A 25,587-nucleotide genomic window follows, 5' to 3' on the forward strand; every position below is an offset into this window, starting at 1 on the left:
AAAAAACAAAAAATGAAGGATATAGAAAAAGGTAAAAACGTTGCGATAATTAGTTATATAACAATTATTGGATCTATTGTAGCGATTTTTATGAATCAAGACGAAAACAGATCAAATTTCGCAAGTTTCCACATAAGACAAGCCTTGGGAATCTTTTTAACCTTCTTTTTCCTGGGTTATCCTATTGGTTATTTTGACAATTGGATGGTTACTTCTTCATTTTGGGTGTTTATTTTCATCTTATGGCTTTATGGTTTCGTAACTTGTTTAAATGGCGAAACCAAAATCGTACCTTTTTTAGGTCCATTTTTTCAGAAATTTTTTAAAAATATATAATAATGAACTTACAGTATCTAATTCAAGAACCAGCAATTAAGTTGGAAAAAAATCCATTAATCATCTTATTACATGGTTATGGTAGCAATGAAGAAGATTTATTTTCTTTTGCACCTGAATTACCAAAAGAATATTATGTAATTTCTGTTCGTGCTCCTTTTGATTTACAACCTTATGGTCATGCTTGGTATGCGATTCATTTTGATGCCGACGAAAATAAGTTTTCAGACAATGATGAAGCGAGAGAATCTGTGAAATTAATTGCAAGTTTTATTGATGAAATGACAGCTAAATATCCAATCGACACGGATAATATAAATTTAATTGGTTTCAGTCAAGGTGCAATTTTAAGTTATGCTACTGCCCTAACCTATCCTGAAAAAATTGCTAAAGTTGTTGCTTTAAGCGGTTATTTGAATTTAGATATATTTCCAGAAAACATTGATGAACAAGCAATTGCTCACTTGAAATTCTTTATCTCACACGGAACTGTGGATCAAGTAATTCCCGTTGATTGGGCAAGAAAAGCAAAACCAGCCTTGGAAGCTTTAGGATTGGACGTAACTTACAATGAATATCCAATTGGTCATGGTGTTGCTCCACAGAACTTCTATGATTTTAAAAATTGGTTACTTAAATAAAATTTCTTAAGATTTACATTAAAATAGTTAGAGTACAGCACTTGTAATAATACTTGTACAAGTGCTTTATTTCGTTTTTATTTTATTGAAAATATAGCCTTCGTATTAAAAAAAATAGTAATTTCGGTAATAAATTATACACATCAAAGATGTCAGACAAAGTTATTGTAGGTAGTGAAGAATGGTGTTCCTTCCCTAATTTAGGGATTCCAACAATTAAAGCACGAGTAGATTCTGGAGCTAAAACTTCAGCACTTCATGCGATCAATATTGTTACTTTTGAGAAAAATAGTGAAAATTGGGTCAAATTTGACATCAATCCTATTCAAAACAACGCAAAAGCTGTGATTCATTGCGAATCACCTCTTATTGATAAACGCGTAGTAAAAAGCTCTAGTGGTTTTAGAGAACAGCGTTACGTAATCAAAACGAAGCTAGAAATTGGTGGAAAAACTTGGGAAATTGAAGTTACCCTGACGAATAGAGATTCAATGGGTTTCAGAATGTTATTGGGTCGTGAAGCCATGTCTGGTAGAGTTTTGGTAGATCCTGAGAAAAGTTATTTATTGGGCCAACCCACAAATGAAAAATTAAAAGAATATTATTACAATTCAAAAGAGGATAAAAAAGGATTAAAAATTGGAGTTTTAGCCAGTAATCCAGAATTATATAGTAATAAAAGAATTATAGAAGCAGGTGAATTAAGAGGTCATGAAATGCATTTCTTAAATCTAAAATACTGCTATATGAAATTAGATGCTACCAAACCTGAAATTCATTATAGAGGTGGGAAAATTTTAGATGATTTTGATGCGGTTATTCCAAGAATTCGTCCGAGTATGACTTATTATGGCTGTGCTTTAACACGCCAATTTGAAGCCTTAAAAGTTTTTGCTTTGAACAATTCTTCGGCAATTACACAATCTAGAGATAAATTGTATTCTTTACAATTGTTATTAAATCACGGAGTTGATATTCCAACAACCGGATTTGCAAATTCACCTTTAGATACCGATGATCTGATTAAAATGGTTGGAGGTTCGCCTTTAATTGTAAAATTATTAGAAGGAACGCAAGGAAAAGGTGTTGTTTTAGCCGAAACAAAAAAAGCTGCCGAATCGGTAATTAATGCTTTTAAAAGTTTGAATGCTAACATCTTAGTGCAAGAATTCATCAAAGAAGCGAATGGAAAAGATTTGCGATTATTTGTTGTCGACGGAAAAGTTGTAGCGGCGATGCAACGTGAAGCTTTACCAGGAGAATTTAGAGCAAATATTCACTTAGGTGGAACTGCTTCAGTAGTAAAAGTAACTGCCGAAGAAAAAAGAATTGCTATAAAAGCAGCAAAAGCGATGAACTTAAAAGTAGCTGGTGTTGACATTATTCGTTCTTCAAAAGGGCCGTTATTATTGGAAGTAAACTCATCGCCAGGATTAGAAGGAATTGAAGGCGCAACCAATAAAGATATTGCTGGCGAAATGATTAAGGCAATCGAGAAAAACTTTAAGTGGAAATAGTTTAGTATGAAGTGTCTAAATTAATAAAAAAATGAAAAAGCAATTAAGAATTCCGTTAGTATTATTTCTGGTAGGAATGGTAATAACTATCGCGGGTGCTTTATTTAAAATAATGCATTGGTATGCGGGTAATATATTTCTAACTGTTGGAATGTTAACTGAAGCTGCTGCACTAATCGTATTAATTGTTTCTGTTTTAAGAAATATGAAGTAATTAATATTTTATTAAAATTTAATTGATTAAAATTATGAAATTATTCTGTTATATAATTGTATTTTTCACTTTAACATCGCATTCCCAAGAGCATAAAATAGAAATGATTTCTAAATATGACTATGCTGAATTAGGTACTAAAAAATGGGCTTTAGAAAGTTTTCAAGGAATAGAAAAACTAGACATAAGTTTTACTAACTCTGAGAAATTGATTGGGAAAAATTTTAAAATTATAATCCGAAAATACAAAAAAGGGAAAATTGAAATTGAAAAAACTGTAATCGATACAAAATCAGAAGGTCTTCCAACAATCGGGAAAGATTTTAAATTTTCAATTGTTTCGCAACAACTTTTAAACAGTCAAAAGCTAGCTTTTTTCTTTTCAAATTTCAACACCAAACAAATTTTTGATGTAAATAAAAAATTCAAAGATGGTTCATTTTTACTTCGTGATGTTTCTGGATCGGAAGATGATAAAGGTGATTTTACACTTGGAAAAGAAACGCAAATCGGATTAATTACTCCTCCTAATCTTGATCCAAGCAAAGGAAATTTAGGCTATTGCGAAGTATCTAAAGGAAATATTGATGTGGCTGAATGGTATCAGAAATATAAAATATCAGAATTTTTCTTACTTTATATATTGATCGAAGAATAGTAACTTATTAGAACAAAAAAATAAGGCGAGTATAATTTACTCGCCTTATTTTTTTAACACTACTATTGTTTTTAATTATCTAAATCAATTTGAAAACTATTCAAGAAACCAACTGATTTTTCAATGTCATAATGGAAAATTCTATCTTCGGTAACAAAAGAAACATCTTCTCTGTACGATTTCACAAAACTTTCAATAAAATCACTTGATTTTAAAGGTCTTCTAAATTCTAAAGCTTGTGAGCCATTTAATAATTCAATAGCTAAAATTCTTTCGATATTTTCAACAATTCGCAACGTTTTAGTAGCAGCATTTGCACCCATACTCACGTGATCTTCTTGTCCGTTTGAAGAAACAATACTGTCAATACTTGCTGGAGTCGCTAATTGTTTGTTCTGACTAGCAATACTTGCCGCCGTATATTGCGGAATCATAAAACCTGAATTCAATCCAGGATCGTTTACTAAAAACGCTGGCAAACCTCTTAGTCCTGAAATTAATTGGTACGTTCTTCTTTCCGAAATACTTCCTAACTCTGATAAAGCAATTCCTAAGAAATCTAAAGCTAAAGCCAAAGGTTGTCCGTGGAAATTCCCACCAGAAATAATTAAATCTTCACCCACAAAAATATTTGGATTGTCCGTTACCGAATTAATCTCGGTTTTAAACACTTTTTTAGCATATTCAATGGCGTCTTTTGAAGCACCATGAACTTGTGGAATACATCTGAATGAATACGGATCTTGAACGTGCGCTTTTGCTTGCGCAATAATTTCACTTTCTTCTAAAATATCTCTAAAACGTTCTGCGGTTTGAATTTGTCCTTTGTGCGGACGAACCAAGTGAATCAAATCTGTAAATGGTTCTAATCTTCCATCAAAACCTTCTAAAGAAATCGCAGCAATAACATCTGCGAAGTAAGATAATTTATCGGCTTTTATTAAGCAATAAACGCCATAAGCACTCATAAATTGGGTTCCATTTAACAACGCTAATCCTTCTTTAGATTGCATTATAATTGGTGTCCATCCCATCTTTTCTAATACTTTAGAGGCTGGTTGTCTAAATCCATCATAATACACTTCTCCTTCACCTAATAAAGGCAATGACAAATGTGCTAAAGGTGCTAAATCTCCTGATGCGCCTAAAGATCCTTGTGTATAGATTATGGGTAAAATATCGTTGTTATAAAAATCAATCAAACGTTGAACTGTAAGCAATTGAACGCCAGAATGTCCATAACTTAAGGATTGAATTTTAAGTAACAACATGATTTTTACAATTTCATGAGGCACTTCTTCCCCTGTTCCGCAAGCGTGCGATTTTACTAAATTTTCTTGCAGTTTTGATAAGTTTTCATTTGAAATTTTCACATTACATAACGAACCAAATCCGGTATTAATTCCATAAATTGGATCATTATTTGATTTCATTTTATCATCCAAATATTTTCTACATTTTTCAATGTTTACAACAGCTTCTTCTGATAATGCAAGTTTTTTTCCTTGGTAAATAACTTCGCTAATTGCTTCAATCGATAATAATTCTGAACTTATATAATGTGTGGTTTCCATTTTAACTTATTTAAGTTCCAAAATTCCGCAAACAATTAGAATAATACAAGGTTTATGAGTAATATTATCACAAATTTAATATACTTTAAAATTTAGCCAAAATCTAGGGGTAATTTTAAGAATTTTCAATAAATTAGCACCTTTAAATAACACAACCATTTATTATGAAAAATACTGCGTTAACGCACATTCACGAAAGTTTAGGAGCAAAATTAGTTCCATTTGCTGGATATAATATGCCAGTACAATATGAAGGAGTAAATATCGAACACGAAGTTGTTAGAAATAGCGTAGGTGTTTTTGATGTTTCGCATATGGGAGAATTTTTCTTAAAAGGCGAAAATGCTTTGGCTTTAATTCAAAAGGTAGCGTCAAACGATGCTTCGAAATTAGTGGATGGAAAAGCACAATATTCTTGTTTACCAAATAATGAAGGCGGAATTGTAGATGATTTAATCATTTATAAAATTGCTGATAACAATTATTTATTAGTTGTAAATGCTTCGAACATTGAAAAAGATTGGAATTGGATTTCTAAACACAATGATTTAGGAGTTGAAATGATTAATGCTTCTGAAGACTATTCTTTATTAGCTATTCAAGGTCCTAAAGCAGCTGAAGCAATGCAATCTTTGACTTCAATTGAGTTGTCGAATATGCCTTATTATACGTTTCAAATTGGAGAATTTGCTGGAAAAAGTGATGTTATCGTTTCAGCAACAGGATATACAGGATCAGGCGGATTTGAAATTTACTTCAAAAATGAAGATGCTGAAGAAATCTGGAATAAGGTTTTTGAAGCAGGTGCGTCTTTCGGAATTAAACCAATTGGATTAGCGGCACGTGATACTTTACGTTTAGAAATGGGTTTCAGTTTATATGGAAATGATATTAGTGATACTACTTCTCCATTAGAAGCTGGATTAGGTTGGATTACAAAATTTGACAAAGAATTTACGAATTCTGAAAACCTTAAAAAACAAAAAGAAGCGGGAATTACTCGTAAATTAGTAGGATTTGAAATGATTGACAGGGGAATTCCTCGTCACGATTATGAGATTGCAGATGCTGCTGGAAACGTAGTTGGAATTGTAACTTCAGGAACACAATCACCTTCATTAGGAATTGCTATTGGAATGGGATATGTTCCATTAGATTTAGCAACTCCAGATTCTGAAATTTACATCAGAATTAGAAATAAAGATGTTAAAGCTAAAGTTGTAAAAACTCCTTTTTACAAGAAATAATATAGATTTAATTGTAAAAAAAAGACGCTTAATTTAGAGCGTCTTTTTTTATAAATGTAATTTTAGCTTTTTCAGATTTACTTAAATTAGTCATTAATTCAAATGATCTGTTTTTATCAACAAGAATAATTTTAACCGTATTTGGCGCAATAGATCCTTCACTGATAGCTTCTATTGTAAATTCTAAATTATCTTTTTCCAATTCAATTTCAATAACTTTCTTTTTATTTGTTATTTCGTAATTACTTAAAATCAATTTTGTTCCATTGTATAAATTAACTTTGTCACCATCTTCTTTACCTGCGTCAAAGATTTCAATTTTAATTTTTTTATCCTCCCACACCACACTCATATTTTGATTTTTTGTCAATTTATTAAGTTTCAAATCGTCCATAAATTGAATAGGATTTACTTCATCTTTTATTTTCTGCTCTATTTTTTTACTCTTTTCAATTTTTTTAGTAATCGTATTTAGTTTTTCATAAATTTTTTCGCTACCCACTAAAGTCAGTGTACCGTTTATACAAGTTGTTTTGTTTTTAAACATTCCTTTAAAATCACCTTCTAATTTACTATTTTTATTAACTAACTTTATTTTTCCTGTATAATTTATAAAACAAAATGAGCTTTGAGAAAAAGCAGACTTTGTATATAAAATTTCATTTTCTTGAAAGTTAAAAATTTTAGTTTTTGAGTCATAAGTGCCTGTAATTACATTTTTTGTTTCATGTTCACCATCTAAATCTGTAATAGAATATCCACTGACTTTTCCTTTTCTTTCTTCAAAATTTATTCGATAAGAAATCATATTTTTTGCATCTCCATTTAGCTTTACTATTCCAAAAAACTCATAATTTGTTTGAGCGAAAAAAGAGTTTGAAATAAAAAATAATAGGGTGCAAAAAATTGTCTTTTTAAATGTTAACATTTCCAATAATTTATTTAAGTTTGTGCGAATTTAAAACATTTTTATGAAAATTAACTTATTACTTATTGTTGCATTTTTTACAATGCTTTCTGCTGCTCCTGCTTACGCTTCATTTCCAGTTGTTCAAAATCAAACTGAAAATGTAGTAACAGAAAAAACTAACGACGAAATGTCTTCTCCAGCTGCAGCGGCTAGCGGGAAAAGTCAACTAACAGCACTTTTACTATGTCTATTCGTAGGTGTTATTGGAATCCACAGATTTTATCTAGGTTACACTTGGCAAGGTATTGTTCAAATTTTAACTTTCGGAGGATTGGGAATTTGGGCATTAATTGATTTAATTAGAATTATTACTGGAGACCTGCAACCTAAAGGTGGAAGTTATTCTGAAACACTTTAATTTAAAGTAATTAGTTTAGTATAAAAGAGGCAATTATTGTCTCTTTTTTTTTTAAAGTAAAATCATTATCACTATTTTTGCATTGAATTAAAAAATTAGAAATGGGAAGAGCATTTGAGTTTAGAAAAGGACGAAAAATGAAACGTTGGGCTGCAATGGCAAAAACGTTTACTCGTATTGGGAAAGACATTGTTATGGCCGTTAAGGAAGGTGGTCCAAATCCTGAGGCTAACTCCCGTTTAAGAGCAGTAATACAAAACTCTAAGGCAGCGAATATGCCAAAAGAAAATGTAGAACGCGCAATTAAAAAAGCGACCGATAAAGACACTGCTAACTATAAAGAAGTATTATTTGAAGGTTATGCACCGCACGGAATTGCGATTTTAGTAGAAACTGCAACGGATAACAACAATAGAACCGTAGCCAACATTAGAAGTTACTTTAATAAATGTAATGGAACATTTGGTACACAAGGTTCAGTTGAATTTATGTTTGATCACACGTGTAATTTTAGAATTCCAGCTGAAGGTCAAGATGTGGAAGAAATGGAATTAGAAATGATCGACTTTGGCGTAGAAGAAATTTTCGCTGATGATGATGGAATTTTGATGTATGCTCCTTTTGAAAGTTTTGGTGCTATTCAAAAAGAATTAGAAACAAGAGGTCTAGAAATTTTATCTTCGGGCTTTGAAAGAATTCCACAAATAACTAAAGAATTAACAGCAGAGCAAGTAGCTGATGTTGAAAAATTATTAGAAAAAATCGAAGAAGATGAGGACGTTATGAACGTTTATCATACCATGCAAGAAAGTGGCGAGTAATATACTCTTTTGATCATAAACTAAGTCCTCCAAGTTTTCTTGCGAGGACTTTTTTAAGCGCAAAAACTATAACTTCTTTCTAATTACAATTCTGGTTTTTCGCAATTGTTGTACGGCTTTATTTTTGAAACGTTGATTATAAATAATCCAGCCGCCAATAGCACCTAAAATACTTCCTATAGTAATATCTAAAAATCGAGCGGGAACAATTATTTCCGTATTGGCTGTAAAAGAACTTCCAACTTCAGTCAATAAAATGGTCATGGGTGTAATGAAAATAATTGCTAGTGCATAATTCTTAATAATAAGTGCTTCTGCAATATAAAGTAAGACAAATATACTGATGCAGATACTTAAAGGCGTATCACTAATGAGTAAAATTATCCAACAAAGCCCAATACCTATAAATGTTCCTACAATTCTATGTACCATTCGTTCCCAAACATGATGTCTTGAAACACCTTGCAAAATTGCCAAACAAGAAATAGGAATCCAGTACGGATTTTGCATTTCAAAGAAATGACCAATAATCAGAGAAATTGAAATGAATATGCCGATTACAGCAGAATCAATTAGTGAAACAAATTCACCTTTTTCAATATGAATAGCCAAGGCTTCTGTACTTTTTTGTTTTTTCAAAGTCAATAATCCGTGGCATAATGCAAGCAAACAAGCTAACATAGTACCTAAGAATATAAATCCGATTTTTTGCGGAATTAATTCAAAATGAAAAGGTTGACAACTTGCCATCGAGGCAATCATAATGAAGAAAAAATTTCCTGGAGGTTTTGTTCTAAAATAAGTGGTTACCCAATTAATTCCCATCGCAAAAAAACCAAGAACAACAGCTGATACATAAGGATTAAAACTAAAACCAAGTCCTATAGCTAATGATAATGAAAACCCAAAAGAGCAAACTAATAAAGTTAACATCCGACTTCCTAATGAAAGTGCTGGTTGATAATATAAAATAACCAAACCTCCAATACTCGCGGCTAAACCTAAAGGTAAATTACCAAAATGCAAACCTATAAAAAGAGGAATTCCTACACAAAGCGCTGCCAGTAGCGGAATATGCCAATCTCGTTTATTCTTCTTTATTACAATAAAACTTTGTATTTGAACGAATAATGTTTTTTTAAGAGTTTCAAAATTGTTCATTTAAATTAATTTATAAAAGCACAAGTATCGCTTAAAACGTACAGTTTAAAAGTTGGCATTCGTACAATTTTAAAATTCAAAATAGCGGAGATTTTATCAAAAAAATAACACACTTCTATTTTACAATAAAATCGACATTTTCATAGTATTACATTTCAGGCGATTGCTTTTGATCATAAATAAACTCAAAAGAGAATATTTGCACTTTATCATTAGTAGCTTGCCAAGCTAAAATTTTGTTTTGAATGTAATCTCCATAAGACAATTCCTTGTCAAAATTTAAATGCAGCATTACTAATTTCCGATCTCTAGAAAAACGAGAAAGTTTCGTAATATAAGTTACGAAAGCGTTTCTATCTACTTCTAAACCTTCAACTGTAATAGCTCCACCTTTAACGAAGTTTATCGCTAAATGCTGAAATTCTTCATATTTTTCCAAGCTTTCCATATTAAGAAGCTTTGAGAAATCTTCATCAAATTTATATTGAACATCTGAAAAAGGGAAAAAAGCTAAATTTTTAGCAACACTATCAGAATACGTAAAAACATTAATAGAACCTTCTTTTGCATGCGAGCTTCCTTTCTTTTTTTCTTGTAATTTCATCACTTCAGGAATTACTAATTTTAAAGGTAATCTCTTGTCAATATTAAAAACCCAATTCGTAGAACTAATCGAGTTTTTTCGGTTTACTTCAATAATCGTATCTTTTTTATCTTTTAGGTCAAAAAACATATAAATTGGCGAATGATCTTCAATATCTTTCATCACTGATAAGGAAGCTTGTGGTAATTTCACTTCTTTATCGTTGCAAGCAAAAAGGCTAAATAAAGCCACTATAAGTACAATTTTTTTCATCTTATTTTAATTTTTCAACTAATTTTATGCATTCTACTGCTTCTTTCACATCGTGAACTCTTAAGATTTTAGCTTGTTTTTGAATAGCGATTGTATTTAAAACAGTGGTTCCATTTAAAGCTTCTTGCGATGTTTTGTGCAAAACCTTATAAATCATCGATTTTCTTGAAATTCCAGCTAACAAAGGTAATTCTAAAATGGAGAATAATTCTAATTTGTTTAATACTTCATAGTTTTGTTCCAATGTTTTAGCAAATCCAAAACCTGGATCAATAATAATGTCAGATATCCCGAAGCTCCTCGCCTTCGCCACCCGTTCAGAAAAGTAAAAAATCATCTCTTTTACAACATCATTATAATCGGTCAGATTTTGCATTGTTTGAGGCGTTCCACGCATATGCATCATGATAAATGGAACTTTCAAATCGGCAACAGTTGGAAGCATATTTTCATCTAACATTCCTGCCGAAATATCATTTACTATTGCTACTCCACTTTCAACAGCAATTTTAGCCACATTAGCTCTAAATGTATCAACTGACAAAATAATGTTGGGAAATGTATTTATGATCTCTTTCAATACAAAATTCAATCTTTTAATTTCATCTTCTTCAGTAACATATTCGGCACTTGGTTTACTCGAATAAGCACCAATATCGATAAAAGTTGCTCCGTCCGAAAGCATTTTATCGACTTGATGAATTATAGTGTTGATGTTTTTATGTTTTCCACCATCGTAAAACGAATTTGGCGTCACATTTAAAATCCCCATCACTTTTGGCGTCGACAAATCAACGAGTTTTCCGTTGCAATTGATTGTAAATTGTGTGTTCATATCCGTTTTTTAGGTCAAAAATCAAAAATCGTCAAGGTTCATTCTTCAAACCCAAAAATATTATTTACTTTTGATAAAATTTCATACAAATATAAAGCAAATAATGTCGAATACTTCTCAAGAATATGATAAAGTTATAGCGGTTTGTCGCGAATTATTCAGTAAAAAAATGAAAGATTATGGAAGTGCATGGCGCATTTTACGACTTCCATCGCTTACCGATCAAATTTTTATTAAAGCCCAAAGAATTAGAGGCCTTCAACAAAACGAAGTACGAAAAGTAGATGAAGATGAAACTTCGGAATTCATAGGAATTATCAATTATTGTTGTATGGCTTTAATCCAAATTGACAAAGGAATTGCGGACCAACCAGATATGGGATTTGAAGAAGCAATTGTTTTATATGACGGAAAAATTGCGTTAACAAAAGCGTTAATGGAAGCTAAAAATCACGATTATGGAGAAGCTTGGCGCGAAATGCGTGTTAGTAGTTTAACCGACTTGATTTTACAAAAGTTACTTCGCGTAAAGCAAATTGAAGACAATAAAGGAAAAACTTTGGTTTCGGAAGGAATCGATGCTAATTATCAAGATATGATTAATTATGCTGTTTTTTCGCTGATTTTAATGGAAAACAAATAACAAATCGTTAACACCATATCAGTCGTAGAAATTGTATTTTTATCGAAACTTATATTTTTATGAAATCGCCTATAAATAATATTTTTTTCTGAAGAAAGGTAGGAAATGCGATACCATACAAGCCATTTAAATACTAAAATTTACATACATGAAAAAAGAAACTACTTCTTGGATTATTCGCGTAATTATTGCCGCCTTATTTATTGTTTCAGCTTTTGCAAAATTATACCCTTCACCGTATTTTGCGATCTCTACATTTGAAGTAAAACAATTGTACCCCTTAGGATTTTCAGAAGGTTTTGCTCCCTATTTCTCAAGAATATTAATAGGAATTGAATTTGCCTTAGGAATTGCAATCTTAATTAATCATCATCTTAAAAAAATAACAATTCCTGCAACTATCTTATTGTTAGTTGTCTTTATTTTGCAATTGTCTTACGAAACATTCTTCAGCGGTAATTCAGGAAATTGCGGATGTTTTGGAGAATTAATTCCAATGACACCTGTTGAAGCTATTATTAAAAACATCATTGCTGTTGGGTTACTGATTTGGTTATTAAAACTATTACCTTCCGATAGTAAATCGAATATTTGGGTTTTATTTACAATTCTTCTTTTAGCAATTTTGAGTCTTTTTATGTTGGCTCCTATGCAACAGAAAACCAAACAAATTGATAATTCGTTCTTTAATGATGACAATGTTTTAGGAACTGAAATCGACACCACACTTTCAACAGTAATTCCTACAATTGAAAAAGCAATTGAAGCAGAGAACACAAAAGCTGAAGCAAAAACTGTAAAAGAAGAAGTTAAAATTGATGAACCGAGCGCTGTAAAATCAAGTTATACCGCATATTTCAAAAATATTGCTAAAGACAAAAAAATACTTTGCTTTTTTGCGCCAGGTTGCGACCATTGCCAGGATACAGCGAAAGAATTGCACGAAATGAAGCTTAAGGATAAATCATTTCCAGATGTTTATATTATCTTTATGGATGAAGAAGTAGAGAAAATTCCTGAATTCTTTAAAATCGCAGGTACAAAATATCCTTATCAGGTAATTGATATTATTAGTTTCTGGACAATTTTAGGAAATAATAGAGATACGCCAGGCGTAAAGTATTTATGGAACGGAAACGAAATTAAATTCTACGACGGAATTAACGATAATAAATTTAGTGGTTCTGAATTAAAGAAAACGATAAAGAAAAATTACTCTGAAATTAAAAAATAAATATGAAAAAAATAATAGTACTAGGTGCTTTTGTAATGAGCTTTTTTGGGTGTGCCCAAATTGAAGAAACAAGTTTTAAATCAGAAGCCTTGCAAAACCAAATGGTTGGAACCGATCATGAACCTATAACATTTGCTGAGATTCTTAAAAAGAATGAAGGTAAAACAATAGTTATTGACGTTTGGGCATCGTGGTGTTCTGATTGTATAAAGGGGATGTCAAAAGTAAACGAGTTACAAGAAAAATATCCCGATGCAACGTTTTTATTTATTTCACTGGATAAGACTTACGACGCTTGGTTAGTTGGTATTGAAAAGCATGAAGTTAAAGGTGAACACTATTTAGTATCAGATGGTATGAAAGGTGTTTTTGGGAAATCAATTAATTTAACATGGATTCCCCGCTACATGGTCGTAGACAAAACTGGAAAAATAGCACTTTACAATGTAACCGAAGCTGATGATGATAAATTAATCAAAACATTAGATTCTTTAAAATAATAGTATGAGAAAAAATATAGTAGCCGGAAACTGGAAAATGCATAAGAATCAACACGAAACTGTTGCATTACTTCAAGAAATTATAGCTCAAAAAAAAACTAGCACAACTGAAATTATTGTGGCTCCTACTTTTGTGAATTTAGCAAAAGCGGTTGAAATTACTAATGGCTCAGAAATAAATGTTGCCGCACAAAATACGCACCAAGCAGAAGGTGGCGCGTTTACTGGAGAGATTTCAGCAGGTATGTTAACTGATATTGGTGTAACTACTGTAATCTTAGGTCACAGTGAAAGACGTGCTTATTTCCACGAAACGGATGCTTTAATAGCAAACAAAGTGGATACGGCGTTGAAGCACAATATGCGCGTAATTTTTTGCTTTGGCGAAGAATTAAAAGACCGTCAAATCAACAATCATTTTAACGTTGTAGAATATCAATTGCGTGATGGTTTGTTTCATTTAGAAAAAGCAGATTGGCGCAATATTGTCTTGGCTTATGAGCCGGTTTGGGCAATAGGAACCGGAGAAACAGCTTCACCTGACCAAGCGCAAGAAATGCACAAGTTTATCAGAGAGTTAGTGGAAAAAGTATATGGATTTGATATCGCAAATGAGTTATCAATTTTATACGGAGGAAGCGTTAAACCTGATAATGCGAAAGAAATTTTCTCAAAACCAGATGTTGACGGTGGTTTAATTGGAGGCGCAGCTTTAAACGCAAACGACTTCTTAGCAATCGTACAAGGTTTCGAACAATAGCGTTGTGATTTAAAAACAAAAAATCCTGAATTTTCATTCAGGATTTTTTGTTATTCGTTATGTAAAAATGCTTTTCTGTTTAAAAGTGTTTCATCACTTTCTACATGACTATCATCTGGAACACAACAATCAACAGGGCAAACTGCTGCACATTGTGGTTCTTCGTGAAAACCTTTACATTCCGTACATTTTCCTGGTACAATAAAGTAAATATCGTCAGAAATTGGCGTTTGCGCTGAATCAGCATCTACTTCAGTTCCATCTGGTAATATTACCTTACCGCTTAATTTTGTTCCGTCTTTGTAGCGCCAATCATCAGCGCCCTCATATATTGCAGTATTTGGGCATTCTGGTTCGCAGGCACCACAATTGATACATTCGTCTGTTATTATAATTGCCATAGTAGTATATGTTTGAAATTAGGTTAAAGTCATAAGTTTTTTAAAAATCGACTTTTAGTCTAACTAATTGATTATTTTTGTGCAAAATTACAATGTAAACCACACATAAACAAGTTACAAATGTTACAAAATGAAATTAAATCGAGTTTTATTGCATTAGGAAAATTTTTAACGCAATTTTCGTTCGAAAAAAACACAAAAGACAACACGGTTCTAAATAACGATTTGTTTTATGACGATTTCATTGCACTGATTGAATTATCGCAATCGCATAACGGTTGGTTTACACCAGAACAAGTTTATTATAGCATTGAATCTTGGGCAGAAGCCCTACAAGAAAACAACTTATCTGAATGGCTTTCTCCTTACGATCTCTCGAAAATAAGCGCTAAAAAAGTTGGTTTGATTTTAGCAGGAAATATTCCCTTAGTAGGTTTTCACGACTTTCTTTCGGTATTAATTTCAGGACATGATGTTTTAGTAAAAACGTCCTCAAATGATCAATATTTACTAAAATTCTTAGCGAAATATTTAATTGCGGTCCAACCGAAATTAGCTAATAAAATCACATTTGTAGAAGGAAAACTTGAAGGTTTTGACGCCGTTATAGCAACCGGAAGCAATAATACAGCCCGATATTTTATATATTATTTCAAAGACAAACCAAGTATTATCCGTAAAAACAGAAATTCCGTAGTAATTTTAGATGGAAAAGAAACGCATGAAGATTTAGTGAATTTAGGTGAAGATATTTTTAGATTTTTTGGCTTAGGTTGTAGAAATGTATCAAAACTTTTTGTCCCGAAAGACTATGATTTTGATCTTTTTTTCAAAGCAATCTATGAATATCGTGACGTTATTTATTATGAAAAATATGCTAATAATTACGATTATAACAAAGCGGTTTTTCTAATGAGCAACTTCAAATTATTAGATAATGAATTTTTAACGATTAAGGAAGATGCGAGTTACTCCTCTCCTATTTCATCTGTTTTTTATGAGTTTTATGATGACTTAGAAGTTCTAAAGATTCGTTTAGAAGCAGATAATGAGCAAATTCAATGCGTGGTTTCTAATAATTTAGTCGAAAATTCGATTGCTTTTGGACAAACCCAAAAACCAAAACTTTGGGATTATGCGGACAATGTCGACACTTTAGCTTTTCTATCGAAATTATAATTATTGTATTGTTAGCTTTTACGAATAAATAAAACACATTTATAAAAAAAATAGTGCAATTATTATCAAATTATTGCGCAATTTTTACCTGGTATTCCCGAAATTTGTTTTTTTTAAACACACACTTAACCACAACTACCCAAAAATGAAAAAACATAACTACAGTGCCGGACCTTGTATTCTTCCAAAAGAAGTTTTTGAGAAAGCAGCACAAGCAATTTTAGATTTTAACAATTCTGGATTGTCTATTTTAGAAATTTCGCACCGAAGTAAAGATTTCGTCGCTGTAATGGAAGAAGCTCGCGCATTAGTCTTAGAACTTTTAGGATTAGAAGGAAAAGGCTATCAAGCTTTATTTTTAGCTGGTGGCGCAAGTTTAGAATTTTTAATGGTTCCTTATAATTTAATGAAAGTTGATGGAAAAGCGGCTTATTTAGATACCGGAACGTGGGCAAATAACGCAATTAAAGAAGCAAAGCTTTTTGGAGAAACACTAATTGTAGGTTCTTCGAAAGCTGAAAATTATAATCACATTCCGAAAAACTATAGTATTCCTGCGGATGCATCATATTTCCATTGTACCAGTAATAATACTATTTTTGGAACACAAATGAAATCATTTCCAAACACGGATATTCCTGTGGTTTGTGATATGAGTTCTGATATTTTTTCGCGCAGTTTAGATTTTACTCAGTTTGATATCATTTATGCTGGAGCACAGAAAAACATGGGTCCGGCTGGAACTACTTTAGTAGTAATTAAAGAAGAAATTCTTGGAAACTCAGGAAGAATGATTCCTGGAATGTTAGATTACCAACAACATATTGCGAAGGAAAGTATGTATAATACGCCTCCGGTATTTCCCGTTTATGCCTCTTTACTAACTTTGCAATGGTTGAAAAATTTAGGAGGAATTGCAGCCATTGAAAAAATTAACGAAGCAAAAGCAAATTTATTATATACTGAAATTGACAGAAACCCATTATTCAAAGGTGTTTCCGCAGTGGAAGATAGAAGTTTAATGAATGTTACATTTGATTTAGAGAATGAAGCACATCAGGAAAAATTTGACGCCATGTGGAAAGCTGTAGGGATTTCAGGTTTAACCGGACATCGTTCTGTGGGCGGTTACAGAGCTTCGATTTATAATGCAATGCCTATTGAAAGCGTTCAGGTTCTAGTAGATGTAATGAAAGAATTAGAAAATAAAATTTAGTAATTAGCACCTGATTTTTAGGAGCTAGAAAAATAGAATAAATAATGAAAGTTTTAGCAAACGACGGCATTTCAAAAAGCGGTATCAAAGCTTTAGAAAAAGGAGGATTTGAAGTAATCACAACAAAAGTAGCACAAGAACAAGTGGCTAATTATATCAATACTAATGATATTAGCGTAATTTTAGTAAGAAGTGCTACAAAAGTTCGTCAGGATATTATTGACGATTGTCCAGGATTGAAAATCATTGGTCGCGGTGGTGTAGGAATGGATAATATTGATGTTGACTACGCAAGAAGTAAGGGAATTCACGTGATTAATACGCCTGCTTCTTCTTCAGAAAGTGTAGCCGAATTGGTTTTCGCACATTTATTTTCAGGCGTTCGTTTTCTACACGATTCCAACAGAAATATGCCTTTAGAAGGTGATACACATTTTGATGGTTTGAAAAAAGCCTACTCAAATGGAATTGAACTACGTGGAAAAACATTAGGAATTATAGGCTTTGGCCGAATTGGTCAAGCGGTAGCTAAAATCGCTTTAGGCTTAGGCATGAAAGTGATTGCTGTTGATAAATATGTGCGTGAAGCGATAATTCGTGTTGATTTTTATAACGGCCAATTTATTAATGTTGATATTAAAACAGAACCTTTAGAAGGTGTTTTCAAACATTCTGATTTTATTACTTTACACGTTCCTGCTCAAGATGGTTATGTAATTGGTAAAGAAGAATTAGAACAATTAAAAGATGGTGTGGGAATTATAAACTGTGCGCGTGGCGGTGTTATTGATGAAGTAGCATTGTTAGAAGCTTTAGATTCTAATAAAGTTTTATTTGCAGGTTTAGATGTTTTTGAAAAAGAACCAACACCAGAAATTCAAATATTAATGCACCCAAAAATTTCATTAACGCCGCATATTGGGGCTGCAACGGAAGAAGCGCAAGATAGAATTGGAACAGAATTAGCAATGCAAATCATCAGTTTATTAAAAAATGAGTAATATTTTTTATATCTTTAAATGATAAACTTAACACAATAAAATTATGGCTGGAATTTTAGATTTACTAAATAGCGATATGGGGAAACAAATCATTGGAAGTGTTTCCGAAAAAACAGGTTTAGATGCATCCCAAGCAACTAAAGTCGTTTCTTCAACTTTGCCAGCTCTTTTGAGTCAAATGCAAAATAATATTTCTTCTAAAGAAGGAGCTTCAGGATTGTTAAGCGCTCTAACTAGCGGACAACATGATGGAAGTATTCTAGATAATTTAGGTGGATTTTTAAAAGGTGGCGATTTCTCTGATGGAAGTAAAATCTTAGGTCATGTTTTAGGTGGCAATCAAGACAAAATGGTAAAAGGATTAAGTGTTAAAACTGGCGTTGATTCTAGTATGATTTCAAAGATTCTACCTATGCTTGCTCCTATTATTATGGGTTATTTAGCTAAACAAACTAAAAAAGATGGAGTTTCTACTGGATCAGGCTTAAACGATATTTTAGGCGGATTAATGGGCGGAAATGCGGGCGGATTAACTTCTATGCTCGACCAGAATGGTGATGGAAAATTAGATGCTAGCGATGCAATGGCAGCAGTTAACAAAAAAGATGGTCTAGGAGGTTTATTAGGTAAACTTTTCGGTAAATAAGAAACAATTTTTAATATTTCATAAAAGCATCGGCAATGTCGATGCTTTTTTTTACCTTTATGGTTCGTCAAAAATGAACATATTAATAAATTAATATTACAAATTAAACGCTATTCCTTCTATATGTAACGTTTAATTTAAACAAGAATTAGGAGGATTTGTTCCCAGAATATAATTATGAAGAAACTTAAAGAACGCTGGAATGTAACGAGCAACTGGCAAATAACAAAAATATTTATTGTGTTTGCAATTACGGGTTACAGCTCATTAAAATTAGCGATACCGTTTTTAAATTTAATAGGCATTCCAGAAACATTTGACCCGCATTGGCTATATAGGGTTTTAAGAATATTGTTAATTTTCCCGATATATCAAGTTTTACTGGTGTTTGTAGGCTTTGTTTTTGGAGAGTTTGACTTCTTTTGGCAATTCGAAAAGAAAATGTTAGATCGCTTAAGATTAGGATTTATTTCAAGATATGTAGATTCAAAACTAAAAAAGGAGCAATAAGCTCCTTTTTTTTATTCTTGTCCTTTTCCTCCGTTGATAATGTAGGTATAAAACCACGTAATAGTAAACGTTGGAATGATATCAACAAATGGTAATAATTCTTCTACAAAACCAAAAACTCCTGCCAACTTCCCTACTGTTCCTTTGAACATTAGCACTAATAAAACTCCAGCAATCGGTGCCCAAATGAAATCAATTGCTTCGCCAAAAACAGGAACTACATAAGACAACATTCCTATCCCATCGAACAATAAGCAAAGCATTAACTTTGACATTTTGTCGTTTTTCGCAGGCGGTAAAGGAGAATTGATCTCTGATTCGTTTATAATTTCTGTCATTATTTATAGTTGTAAATTCTACTACGAATATACAAAACTAATGCCAAAATTATTCTTTATGAATCATTTTATAGAAATCATCTCTAAATTCTTTCTGATTGAAAACACCACCATATTGCAAAGTGGACGTATAACTACTTTCATCTTTAATACCTCTACTCGAAACACATAAATGAGTTGCTTCCATAACAATCATAACATTATCAGTCTCTAAAACTGTTTTAAGTTCGTTGAAAATTTGCATAATCATACGTTCTTGCACTTGCGGACGTCTTGCGTAATAATCAACAATACGATTCAATTTAGACAAACCAATAACTTTCCCAGAAGAAACGTAACCAACGTGTGCTTTTCCTACGATTGGCAAAAAGTGATGCTCACAAGTTGAATTGAAAGTAATATTCGCTTCAACTAGCATTTTATCATAATTATACGAATTGTCAAAAACCGAAATTTTTGGTTTATTGGCCGGATTTAAGCCTGAAAATATTTCCTGAACAAACATTTTAGCCACTCGGTGCGGCGTTCCTTGCAAACTATCATCCGTTAGATCTAAGCCCAACTCCTTCATAATAATTTCAAAGTGTTGTTCAATAACTTTCATTTTGTCAGCATCTGATTTTGCAAAAGCATCCGGTCTTAAAGGAGTTTCTGCAGATGTCATTTGATGATTATCACCAATAATATCAAATATTTCTTTTTCAATAGTTGTATTCATAGCAATTTCTCCCTTTTATTTTAATTTTGATTTGTAATATTTTCTTAGTTTCTCAAGTTTAGGTGCAATTACCATTTGGCAATACCCTTCACCTGAATTTTGATTGTAATAATTCTGATGATAATCTTCCGCTGGATAGAAAATAGTTGCTGAAGATACTTTTGTTACAATAGCTTTGCTATATAGTTTTTCCTTCTCTAACAATTGAATGTATTTTTCAGTTTTATCTTTCTGCTCTTCTGAATGATAAAAAACCTCACTTCTATATTGAGTTCCCACATCTGCTCCTTGGCGGTTTAAAGATGTTGGATCATGTGTTCCGAAAAACATCTCTAATAAATCCTCGAATGCTACTTCTTTCGGGTCAAAAGTAATTTGAATTGCTTCGGCGTGGCCTGTAGTTCCTGTGCAAATTTCTCTATAAGAAGGATTCTTAACTGTTCCCCCTATATACCCTGAAACTACTTTCTCAACTCCTTTTATCTCTAAAAATAAGGCTTCTGTACACCAAAAACAGCCTCCTGCAAATGTTGCTATTTCCATTCCTTCTTTTGTTTTTATATTAATTGGTTCTTTAAATTCTTCTCTAACAATAGGCTTTTCTTTAGCCGTACACGAACTAAAAACGACACTTAAAACTAAAGAAAACAACTTTATACTCTTTTTCATACGGTGATTCTTTTATTTTGTTTAACAAATTTACGTAAAAATTAAACACTATTTACAATTTAACGAAACTTTATACTTTAATATACGAGAATAGCGTTCGATTAGTTTTTTTATTCGTCAAAATTCTTTGTTACTTTGTAGAAATCTTGGAATATGATAGTTGCAAAAAATCTACATAAATATTACGATTCGTTACACGTCTTAAAAGGTGTTGACTTACACATTCAGAAAGGCGAAATTGTTTCAATCGTAGGTGCTTCGGGCGCGGGGAAAACGACTTTGTTGCAAATTTTAGGTACTTTAGATTTGCCTCAGAAAACAAGTGACACCGTATTAGAGATTAATGGTGAATCGGTTTTGAATTTAAAAGACAAAGCTTTATCTAAATTCCGTAATACGCATTTGGGATTTATTTTTCAGTTTCACCAATTGCTTCCTGAATTCACTGCTTTAGAAAATGTATGTATTCCAGGATATATAGCTAATCGTGAGAAAAAAGAAGTGGAAGCAGAAGCGCATCGCTTGTTAGCTTATCTAGGATTAGCTGAGCGAACGCATCATAAACCAAGTGAGCTTTCGGGAGGAGAACAACAGCGTGTAGCCGTAGCAAGAGCTTTGATAAATAATCCTGCGGTTATTTTTGCTGACGAACCTTCGGGAAATTTAGATACACATACTGCTGAAACCTTACACGAATTGTTTTTTAAATTACGTGATGAATTCGGGCAAACCTTTGTAATTGTTACCCACAACGAAGAACTAGCCAATATGGCGGATCGAAAATTAATTATGGTCGATGGTGACATAATTGACAGCGAAACGCATACTGTAGAACATTCAGCTTTATACAACAAGCCAAATACGCCACAAGTAATACCACAAAATAATTATCCTGTTATCGATAAAGCAGCTTTAAGAAAAAGCGGCATCAAAAGTATTATTTTAGGAGTTGCCTCTTTGACTTCTGGAATTATAGCCTTGATTTTTGGAAATTCTTTAAGTTTAGTTACAGGAATACCATTATGCTTAATAGGTGTGGTCAGTATTTTTATCGGTTTTAGAAAAATGTAGAATTGATTTAAATTAATTGTATTAGTTAACGTTAAGATGGTAGTCTTCATATAAACATTTAAGTCATATAAGTTTGTAATTAACTTATATGACTTAAATGTTAAATTAAAAATAATGACACAATCCGAACTCAAAGAATTTTTAGACGAAAAGGTCGAGCTGTACAATAAACCTAAATTTATTGAAAGCGATCCGATTCAAATTCCGCATTTGTATTCGGCAAAGGAAGATATTGAAATTGCAGGATTTTTAGCTTCGACAATTGCGTGGGGAAATCGTAAAATGATCATCAACAATGCCAAGAAGATGATGGATTTTATGGGGAATTCGCCATACGATTTTGTAATGTCGCATTCTGACTCACAATTGGAACCTTTGGAGAATTTTGTACATCGAACTTTTAACGGAACCGATTTTGCTACGTTTATCAAAAGTTTGCAACACATTTATACCAATCACAACGGTTTAGAAGCCGTTTTCGTCAAACATCAACAAGAAGATTCGATGCAAAATGCGATTTCGGAATTTAAGAAATTGTTTTTTGAAATTGAGCATTTGCCAAGAACCCAAAAACACGTTTCGGATCCACTTAAGAATTCGGCCAGTAAGCGAATTAATATGTGGTTGCGTTGGAATTGCAGAAAGGATAACCAAGGTGTCGATTTTGGTATTTGGAAGACCATTTCACCAGCTCAATTATCTTGTCCGCTTGATGTTCATTCTGGAAATGTAGCTCGAAAATTAGGCTTATTAACTCGAAAACAAAATGACGCGAAAGCTTTAGCTGAATTAGATGCAAATTTGCGTATTCTCGACAAAGATGATCCGGTTAAATATGACTTTGCGTTGTTTGGTTTAGGAATTTTTGAAGCGTTTTAGTTTTTGTCCAAAAACTTAGCGATTCTACTAGCGTTTGTAATTAATACATAACCAATTACCAGATTAAAGACTCTTATAATTACCCAATAATAATCAGTTTCTTGATTAAATAATTGATTATTTGATACTAAAATCTTTGACGAATTAACTAGATCTAATATAATTCTTGGAAATGCATCAACCATCAAAAAACCACCAAGAAGTACAATCGCAATTTTATAGAGCGATTGATTGTTTAAATTTCCAAAGACTATTTTATCGTCATCAAATCCACTATCAAGTTTTAAAAAGCTTATGATATTATCTGTAAAATTAATTACCAAATACAGGAAAATTAATGCTACCGAAAAACTTCCAATAACTGCGACAAGAAAGAAAATATCATTAAACGATTGACCTAATAAAGCTATTTGATTGATAAAAGAAACTACACTGATAAGTAAACCATAAAGGGTAAAAATCTTTATTAAAACTCTAAAAAAGTCTTTTTTAGTCATAATTATTTATTTAAAATAACTGCCATTTCTTGTTGTAGTTTCAACGCTTCTTCCCTAGCCTTTTCAGCAAAATCAGTTCCGTTTGAAGCGTAAATAATGCCTCGAGAAGAATTAATTAAAAGAGCAACGTTTTCGCTCATTCCGTATTTGCATACTTCTTGCAAGCTTCCGCCTTGGGCTCCAACTCCTGGAACTAATAAAAAACTATGAGGTACAATTTTTCTGATTTCTGTGAAATACTCCGCTTTGGTTGCACCCACAACATACATTAGATTTTTAGCGTTTTTCCAGTTTTTTGAAGTTTCTAAAACTACTTTATAAAGTTCCTTTCCAGCTACATTTTTAGTTTGAAAATCAAAAGCACCTTCATTTGAAGTTAAAGCCAACATAATAGTGTGCTTATTTTCGAAGGCTAAGAAAGGTTCGACTGAGTCTTTTCCCATATAAGGAGCAACAGTTACGGAATCAAAGTTTAAATCTTCGAAAAATGCTTTGGCATACATTGAAGACGTATTTCCGATATCGCCGCGTTTTGCATCGGCAATGGTGAAGATTTCTGGATAATTTTCATTGATGTAATTGATGGTTTTTTCTAGCGATTGCCAACCTTTTATGCCATAAGCTTCGTAAAAAGCAGTGTTTGGTTTGTAGGAAACGCATAAATCGTGCGTGGCATCAATTATGGCTTTGTTAAATTCAAAAATCGGGTCTTCGGTAGTTAATAAATGTGTTGGGATTTTTGTCATATCGACATCTAAACCGATACAAAGAAATGATTTTTTGGTATGGATCTGGTCCGTTAATTGTTCTGTAGTCATTGTGTTGTGTTTGACGCCAAAGTTCGCAAAGTTTTTGATAGTTTGAAATAAAAACGAAACAAAAATTCGAATAGTTTCCTGCTAGCCCCGAGTGAAGTGGAAATCCTTTTTATTTTTCCTTCAAAAATAAAAAGATTGCAACGGAAAGCGGGAAAATGGATTCCAAAAAATGCCAGAAACATTCACTCAAAAAAAAAATGTCAAACTTATGAGGTCTGACATTTTTAAATCGTATTTGTATGCGTTTAATATACTTCGTTTTCTTTTAATTTCTCCATATTGTTTACCAACTGAAGTTCTTCTACGAATTTTTGAATTTTTCCGTTCATTACGCCATCCATATCAAAAACGTCCAAGCCAATTCTATGATCTGTAACGCGTCCTTGTGAATAATTGTAGGTTCTAATTTTTGCAGAACGGTCTCCTGAACTCACTTGCGAAGTACGTTTGATAGCATCTTCCGCTTGTTTTTTTGCTAATTCTTGTTCGTATAAACGAGAACGCAAGACGTCCATAGCCTTATCTTTATTTTTATGTTGCGATTTTTGATCTTGACATTGTGCCACTAATCCCGATGGAACGTGCGTTAAACGAACAGCAGATTTCGTAGTATTTACCGACTGACCTCCAGGACCTGACGAACAGAAAAAGTCAACACGAACGTCATTCATATCAATATGAACGTCAAATTCTTCCGCTTCTGGTAAAACCATTACCGTTGCCGCAGAAGTGTGAACACGACCTTGGGTTTCAGTTTGAGGAACACGTTGTACACGGTGAACTCCCGCTTCAAACTTCAAAGTTCCATATACATCTTCTCCTGAAACTTCAAAAATCACCTCTTTGAAACCTCCAGAAGTTCCTTCATTCATATCTACAACAGAAGTTCTCCAACCACGAGATTCTGCATATTTTGTATACATACGGAATAAATCTCCAGCAAAAATAGACGCTTCATCGCCTCCAGTTCCCGCACGGATTTCAACCATTACGTTTTTAGCATCCTCAGCATCTTTAGGAATCAACATAAATTTGATTTCTTCTTCAAGCTCAGGCAAACGATCTTTAGCTTCGTCTAATTGCATTTTGGCCATTTCTACCATTTCGGCATCAGAACCATCATCTAAGATTTCATTCGCTTCTTTAATATTCTCGTCTATTGCGATATATTCTTCACGTTTTTCAACTAAAGCTTTTAAATCTTTGTACTCTTTATTTAATTGTACATAACGTTTTTGATCCATAATCACATCAGGTTGAATAATCAAATCTGAAATTTCATCAAAACGTTGTTTTATATATTGTAATCTATCTAACAT

Annotated in this window: 30 protein-coding genes and 1 pseudogene; 19 read left to right on the top strand and 12 right to left on the bottom strand. The window is 32.4% G+C overall.

Annotation, left to right across the window (positions count from 1 at the left end):
* Positions 1 to 12: 12 nt before the first annotated feature.
* The 5 genes from ACFSX9_RS11125 (at position 13) to ACFSX9_RS11145 (ending at position 3,366) form a co-directional block, all read left to right on the top strand.
* Positions 13 to 336 carry a hypothetical protein gene (locus tag ACFSX9_RS11125; protein WP_379807639.1) on the top strand — a complete coding sequence of 108 codons (324 nt, stop codon included), beginning with the start codon at positions 13 to 15 and terminating at the stop codon, positions 334 to 336.
* A 2-nt stretch (positions 337 to 338) separates the two neighbouring features.
* On the top strand, positions 339 to 977 hold the full coding sequence (locus ACFSX9_RS11130) for an alpha/beta hydrolase (protein ID WP_379807641.1): 639 nt from the start codon (positions 339 to 341) through the stop codon (positions 975 to 977).
* Between the two features lie 149 nt (positions 978 to 1,126).
* Positions 1,127 to 2,494 (top strand): 30S ribosomal protein S6--L-glutamate ligase, encoded by a 1,368-nt coding sequence (gene rimK / locus ACFSX9_RS11135; RefSeq protein WP_379807643.1) that lies wholly within the window; start codon positions 1,127 to 1,129, stop codon positions 2,492 to 2,494.
* Between the two features lie 31 nt (positions 2,495 to 2,525).
* A complete protein-coding gene (locus tag ACFSX9_RS11140) occupies positions 2,526 to 2,708 on the top strand; it encodes a GldL-related protein (protein WP_379807645.1) in 183 nt (60 codons plus the stop codon).
* 34 nt (positions 2,709 to 2,742) lie between these two features.
* Entirely contained in the window at positions 2,743 to 3,366 is a 624-nt protein-coding gene (locus ACFSX9_RS11145; protein ID WP_379807647.1) for a hypothetical protein, read from the top strand.
* A gap of 71 nt (positions 3,367 to 3,437) precedes the next feature.
* Here the strand turns inward: ACFSX9_RS11145 and hutH are convergent, their stop codons facing one another.
* On the bottom strand, positions 3,438 to 4,940 hold the full coding sequence (hutH, locus tag ACFSX9_RS11150) for a histidine ammonia-lyase (RefSeq protein ID WP_379807649.1): 1,503 nt from the start codon (positions 4,938 to 4,940) through the stop codon (positions 3,438 to 3,440).
* A 164-nt stretch (positions 4,941 to 5,104) separates the two neighbouring features.
* On the opposite strand from hutH, the gene gcvT reads away from it, so the two are divergent.
* Positions 5,105 to 6,187, top strand: a complete 1,083-nt coding sequence (gcvT, locus tag ACFSX9_RS11155; protein WP_379807651.1) for a glycine cleavage system aminomethyltransferase GcvT — start codon at positions 5,105 to 5,107, stop codon at positions 6,185 to 6,187.
* 28 nt (positions 6,188 to 6,215) lie between these two features.
* Here gcvT and ACFSX9_RS11160 read toward each other — a convergent pair whose 3' ends face one another.
* The gene (locus ACFSX9_RS11160; protein WP_379807653.1) at positions 6,216 to 7,115 is read right to left on the bottom strand and encodes a hypothetical protein; all 900 of its coding nucleotides are present in this window, start codon (positions 7,113 to 7,115) and stop codon (positions 6,216 to 6,218) included.
* A gap of 43 nt (positions 7,116 to 7,158) precedes the next feature.
* On the opposite strand from ACFSX9_RS11160, the gene ACFSX9_RS11165 reads away from it, so the two are divergent.
* Both ACFSX9_RS11165 and ACFSX9_RS11170 read left to right on the top strand, forming a co-directional pair.
* A complete protein-coding gene (locus tag ACFSX9_RS11165) occupies positions 7,159 to 7,515 on the top strand; it encodes a TM2 domain-containing protein (RefSeq protein WP_379807655.1) in 357 nt (118 codons plus the stop codon).
* 101 nt (positions 7,516 to 7,616) lie between these two features.
* The gene (locus ACFSX9_RS11170; RefSeq protein WP_379807657.1) at positions 7,617 to 8,336 is read left to right on the top strand and encodes a YebC/PmpR family DNA-binding transcriptional regulator; all 720 of its coding nucleotides are present in this window, start codon (positions 7,617 to 7,619) and stop codon (positions 8,334 to 8,336) included.
* 66 nt (positions 8,337 to 8,402) lie between these two features.
* Here ACFSX9_RS11170 and ACFSX9_RS11175 read toward each other — a convergent pair whose 3' ends face one another.
* The 3 genes from ACFSX9_RS11175 to folP all read right to left on the bottom strand — a co-directional run bounded on the left by ACFSX9_RS11175 (position 8,403) and on the right by folP (position 11,188).
* Positions 8,403 to 9,497, bottom strand: a complete 1,095-nt coding sequence (locus tag ACFSX9_RS11175) for an FUSC family protein (RefSeq protein WP_379807659.1) — start codon at positions 9,495 to 9,497, stop codon at positions 8,403 to 8,405.
* 148 nt (positions 9,498 to 9,645) lie between these two features.
* Positions 9,646 to 10,353: a hypothetical protein gene (locus ACFSX9_RS11180; protein WP_379807661.1), complete on the bottom strand. Its 708-nt coding sequence runs from the start codon at positions 10,351 to 10,353 to the stop codon at positions 9,646 to 9,648.
* Position 10,354: 1 nt separating this feature from the next.
* Positions 10,355 to 11,188, bottom strand: coding sequence for a dihydropteroate synthase (gene folP, locus ACFSX9_RS11185; protein WP_379807663.1), 834 nt, complete (start codon positions 11,186 to 11,188; stop codon positions 10,355 to 10,357).
* Between the two features lie 103 nt (positions 11,189 to 11,291).
* Here folP and ACFSX9_RS11190 point away from each other — a divergent pair, with 103 nt between their 5' ends.
* From ACFSX9_RS11190 to tpiA, 4 genes are all read left to right on the top strand, one after another.
* Complete coding sequence (locus ACFSX9_RS11190) at positions 11,292 to 11,831, top strand: DUF1599 domain-containing protein (protein WP_379807665.1); 540 nt, start codon at positions 11,292 to 11,294, stop codon at positions 11,829 to 11,831.
* A gap of 148 nt (positions 11,832 to 11,979) precedes the next feature.
* On the top strand, positions 11,980 to 13,065 hold the full coding sequence (locus ACFSX9_RS11195) for a MauE/DoxX family redox-associated membrane protein (protein WP_379807667.1): 1,086 nt from the start codon (positions 11,980 to 11,982) through the stop codon (positions 13,063 to 13,065).
* A 2-nt stretch (positions 13,066 to 13,067) separates the two neighbouring features.
* Positions 13,068 to 13,565, top strand: a complete 498-nt coding sequence (locus ACFSX9_RS11200) for a thioredoxin-like domain-containing protein (protein ID WP_379807669.1) — start codon at positions 13,068 to 13,070, stop codon at positions 13,563 to 13,565.
* A gap of 4 nt (positions 13,566 to 13,569) precedes the next feature.
* Entirely contained in the window at positions 13,570 to 14,325 is a 756-nt protein-coding gene (gene tpiA, locus ACFSX9_RS11205) for a triose-phosphate isomerase (protein ID WP_379807671.1), read from the top strand.
* Positions 14,326 to 14,375: 50 nt separating this feature from the next.
* Here the strand turns inward: tpiA and ACFSX9_RS11210 are convergent, their stop codons facing one another.
* Positions 14,376 to 14,726: a 4Fe-4S dicluster domain-containing protein gene (locus tag ACFSX9_RS11210; protein ID WP_379807673.1), complete on the bottom strand. Its 351-nt coding sequence runs from the start codon at positions 14,724 to 14,726 to the stop codon at positions 14,376 to 14,378.
* 120 nt (positions 14,727 to 14,846) lie between these two features.
* Between ACFSX9_RS11210 and ACFSX9_RS11215 the strand changes: the two genes are divergently transcribed.
* The 5 genes from ACFSX9_RS11215 (at position 14,847) to ACFSX9_RS11235 (ending at position 19,278) form a co-directional block, all read left to right on the top strand.
* Positions 14,847 to 15,905 carry an acyl-CoA reductase gene (locus ACFSX9_RS11215; RefSeq protein ID WP_379807675.1) on the top strand — a complete coding sequence of 353 codons (1,059 nt, stop codon included), beginning with the start codon at positions 14,847 to 14,849 and terminating at the stop codon, positions 15,903 to 15,905.
* Positions 15,906 to 16,050: 145 nt separating this feature from the next.
* Positions 16,051 to 17,121 (top strand): 3-phosphoserine/phosphohydroxythreonine transaminase, encoded by a 1,071-nt coding sequence (serC, locus tag ACFSX9_RS11220; protein WP_379807677.1) that lies wholly within the window; start codon positions 16,051 to 16,053, stop codon positions 17,119 to 17,121.
* Between the two features lie 44 nt (positions 17,122 to 17,165).
* The gene (locus tag ACFSX9_RS11225; RefSeq protein WP_379807679.1) at positions 17,166 to 18,122 is read left to right on the top strand and encodes a D-2-hydroxyacid dehydrogenase; all 957 of its coding nucleotides are present in this window, start codon (positions 17,166 to 17,168) and stop codon (positions 18,120 to 18,122) included.
* Positions 18,123 to 18,165: 43 nt separating this feature from the next.
* Complete coding sequence (locus ACFSX9_RS11230; protein ID WP_379807681.1) at positions 18,166 to 18,768, top strand: DUF937 domain-containing protein; 603 nt, start codon at positions 18,166 to 18,168, stop codon at positions 18,766 to 18,768.
* 177 nt (positions 18,769 to 18,945) lie between these two features.
* Positions 18,946 to 19,278 carry a DUF6787 family protein gene (locus ACFSX9_RS11235; protein WP_379807683.1) on the top strand — a complete coding sequence of 111 codons (333 nt, stop codon included), beginning with the start codon at positions 18,946 to 18,948 and terminating at the stop codon, positions 19,276 to 19,278.
* 11 nt (positions 19,279 to 19,289) lie between these two features.
* Here the strand turns inward: ACFSX9_RS11235 and ACFSX9_RS11240 are convergent, their stop codons facing one another.
* The 3 genes from ACFSX9_RS11240 to msrA are packed head-to-tail and all read right to left on the bottom strand — an operon-like array spanning position 19,290 to position 21,003.
* Entirely contained in the window at positions 19,290 to 19,616 is a 327-nt protein-coding gene (locus ACFSX9_RS11240) for a hypothetical protein (RefSeq protein WP_379807685.1), read from the bottom strand.
* 49 nt (positions 19,617 to 19,665) lie between these two features.
* The gene (gene folE / locus ACFSX9_RS11245; protein WP_379807687.1) at positions 19,666 to 20,334 is read right to left on the bottom strand and encodes a GTP cyclohydrolase I FolE; all 669 of its coding nucleotides are present in this window, start codon (positions 20,332 to 20,334) and stop codon (positions 19,666 to 19,668) included.
* 15 nt (positions 20,335 to 20,349) lie between these two features.
* Positions 20,350 to 21,003 (bottom strand): peptide-methionine (S)-S-oxide reductase MsrA, encoded by a 654-nt coding sequence (gene msrA, locus ACFSX9_RS11250; protein ID WP_379807689.1) that lies wholly within the window; start codon positions 21,001 to 21,003, stop codon positions 20,350 to 20,352.
* A 153-nt stretch (positions 21,004 to 21,156) separates the two neighbouring features.
* Between msrA and ACFSX9_RS11255 the strand changes: the two are divergent.
* Together ACFSX9_RS11255 and ACFSX9_RS11260 are read left to right on the top strand one after the other, a co-directional pair.
* Positions 21,157 to 21,810, top strand: a pseudogene (locus ACFSX9_RS11255) (ABC transporter ATP-binding protein); the annotation flags it as partial.
* 378 nt (positions 21,811 to 22,188) lie between these two features.
* A complete protein-coding gene (locus tag ACFSX9_RS11260) occupies positions 22,189 to 22,953 on the top strand; it encodes a TIGR02757 family protein (RefSeq protein WP_379807691.1) in 765 nt (254 codons plus the stop codon).
* Here the strand turns inward: ACFSX9_RS11260 and ACFSX9_RS11265 are convergent.
* The 3 genes from ACFSX9_RS11265 to prfA form a co-directional block, all read right to left on the bottom strand.
* Positions 22,950 to 23,450, bottom strand: a complete 501-nt coding sequence (locus tag ACFSX9_RS11265) for a hypothetical protein (protein WP_379807693.1) — start codon at positions 23,448 to 23,450, stop codon at positions 22,950 to 22,952. The two genes, ACFSX9_RS11260 and ACFSX9_RS11265, sit on opposite strands and share 4 nt — an antisense overlap.
* Before the next feature lie 2 nt (positions 23,451 to 23,452).
* Positions 23,453 to 24,268, bottom strand: coding sequence for an orotidine-5'-phosphate decarboxylase (gene pyrF, locus ACFSX9_RS11270; RefSeq protein ID WP_379807695.1), 816 nt, complete (start codon positions 24,266 to 24,268; stop codon positions 23,453 to 23,455).
* A 245-nt stretch (positions 24,269 to 24,513) separates the two neighbouring features.
* On the bottom strand, positions 24,514 to 25,587 hold the full coding sequence (gene prfA, locus ACFSX9_RS11275) for a peptide chain release factor 1 (protein ID WP_379807697.1): 1,074 nt from the start codon (positions 25,585 to 25,587) through the stop codon (positions 24,514 to 24,516).

The organism is Flavobacterium ardleyense, assembly GCF_042686085.1.
GTDB classification, from domain to species: Bacteria; Bacteroidota; Bacteroidia; order Flavobacteriales; family Flavobacteriaceae; genus Flavobacterium; species Flavobacterium ardleyense.

What these genes read in the sequence shown, in the direction of transcription:
- rimK (WP_379807643.1), top strand. Translation starts at nt 1,127, where the DNA reads ATGTCAGACAAAGTTATTGTAGGTAGTGAAGAATGGTGTTCCTTCCCT.
- msrA (WP_379807689.1), bottom strand. Translation starts at nt 21,003, where the DNA reads ATGAAAAAGAGTATAAAGTTGTTTTCTTTAGTTTTAAGTGTCGTTTTT.
- ACFSX9_RS11260 (WP_379807691.1), top strand. Translation starts at nt 22,189, where the DNA reads ATGACACAATCCGAACTCAAAGAATTTTTAGACGAAAAGGTCGAGCTG.
- ACFSX9_RS11125 (WP_379807639.1), top strand. Translation starts at nt 13, where the DNA reads ATGAAGGATATAGAAAAAGGTAAAAACGTTGCGATAATTAGTTATATA.
- ACFSX9_RS11190 (WP_379807665.1), top strand. Translation starts at nt 11,292, where the DNA reads ATGTCGAATACTTCTCAAGAATATGATAAAGTTATAGCGGTTTGTCGC.
- gcvT (WP_379807651.1), top strand. Translation starts at nt 5,105, where the DNA reads ATGAAAAATACTGCGTTAACGCACATTCACGAAAGTTTAGGAGCAAAA.
- ACFSX9_RS11265 (WP_379807693.1), bottom strand. Translation starts at nt 23,450, where the DNA reads ATGACTAAAAAAGACTTTTTTAGAGTTTTAATAAAGATTTTTACCCTT.
- ACFSX9_RS11170 (WP_379807657.1), top strand. Translation starts at nt 7,617, where the DNA reads ATGGGAAGAGCATTTGAGTTTAGAAAAGGACGAAAAATGAAACGTTGG.
- ACFSX9_RS11165 (WP_379807655.1), top strand. Translation starts at nt 7,159, where the DNA reads ATGAAAATTAACTTATTACTTATTGTTGCATTTTTTACAATGCTTTCT.
- pyrF (WP_379807695.1), bottom strand. Translation starts at nt 24,268, where the DNA reads ATGACTACAGAACAATTAACGGACCAGATCCATACCAAAAAATCATTT.
- tpiA (WP_379807671.1), top strand. Translation starts at nt 13,570, where the DNA reads ATGAGAAAAAATATAGTAGCCGGAAACTGGAAAATGCATAAGAATCAA.
- ACFSX9_RS11130 (WP_379807641.1), top strand. Translation starts at nt 339, where the DNA reads ATGAACTTACAGTATCTAATTCAAGAACCAGCAATTAAGTTGGAAAAA.
- ACFSX9_RS11160 (WP_379807653.1), bottom strand. Translation starts at nt 7,115, where the DNA reads ATGTTAACATTTAAAAAGACAATTTTTTGCACCCTATTATTTTTTATT.
- ACFSX9_RS11145 (WP_379807647.1), top strand. Translation starts at nt 2,743, where the DNA reads ATGAAATTATTCTGTTATATAATTGTATTTTTCACTTTAACATCGCAT.
- ACFSX9_RS11195 (WP_379807667.1), top strand. Translation starts at nt 11,980, where the DNA reads ATGAAAAAAGAAACTACTTCTTGGATTATTCGCGTAATTATTGCCGCC.
- ACFSX9_RS11210 (WP_379807673.1), bottom strand. Translation starts at nt 14,726, where the DNA reads ATGGCAATTATAATAACAGACGAATGTATCAATTGTGGTGCCTGCGAA.
- ACFSX9_RS11180 (WP_379807661.1), bottom strand. Translation starts at nt 10,353, where the DNA reads ATGAAAAAAATTGTACTTATAGTGGCTTTATTTAGCCTTTTTGCTTGC.
- ACFSX9_RS11215 (WP_379807675.1), top strand. Translation starts at nt 14,847, where the DNA reads ATGTTACAAAATGAAATTAAATCGAGTTTTATTGCATTAGGAAAATTT.
- ACFSX9_RS11230 (WP_379807681.1), top strand. Translation starts at nt 18,166, where the DNA reads ATGGCTGGAATTTTAGATTTACTAAATAGCGATATGGGGAAACAAATC.
- prfA (WP_379807697.1), bottom strand. Translation starts at nt 25,587, where the DNA reads ATGTTAGATAGATTACAATATATAAAACAACGTTTTGATGAAATTTCA.
- ACFSX9_RS11175 (WP_379807659.1), bottom strand. Translation starts at nt 9,497, where the DNA reads ATGAACAATTTTGAAACTCTTAAAAAAACATTATTCGTTCAAATACAA.
- ACFSX9_RS11225 (WP_379807679.1), top strand. Translation starts at nt 17,166, where the DNA reads ATGAAAGTTTTAGCAAACGACGGCATTTCAAAAAGCGGTATCAAAGCT.
- hutH (WP_379807649.1), bottom strand. Translation starts at nt 4,940, where the DNA reads ATGGAAACCACACATTATATAAGTTCAGAATTATTATCGATTGAAGCA.
- serC (WP_379807677.1), top strand. Translation starts at nt 16,051, where the DNA reads ATGAAAAAACATAACTACAGTGCCGGACCTTGTATTCTTCCAAAAGAA.
- ACFSX9_RS11240 (WP_379807685.1), bottom strand. Translation starts at nt 19,616, where the DNA reads ATGACAGAAATTATAAACGAATCAGAGATCAATTCTCCTTTACCGCCT.
- folE (WP_379807687.1), bottom strand. Translation starts at nt 20,334, where the DNA reads ATGAATACAACTATTGAAAAAGAAATATTTGATATTATTGGTGATAAT.
- ACFSX9_RS11200 (WP_379807669.1), top strand. Translation starts at nt 13,068, where the DNA reads ATGAAAAAAATAATAGTACTAGGTGCTTTTGTAATGAGCTTTTTTGGG.
- folP (WP_379807663.1), bottom strand. Translation starts at nt 11,188, where the DNA reads ATGAACACACAATTTACAATCAATTGCAACGGAAAACTCGTTGATTTG.
- ACFSX9_RS11140 (WP_379807645.1), top strand. Translation starts at nt 2,526, where the DNA reads ATGAAAAAGCAATTAAGAATTCCGTTAGTATTATTTCTGGTAGGAATG.
- ACFSX9_RS11235 (WP_379807683.1), top strand. Translation starts at nt 18,946, where the DNA reads ATGAAGAAACTTAAAGAACGCTGGAATGTAACGAGCAACTGGCAAATA.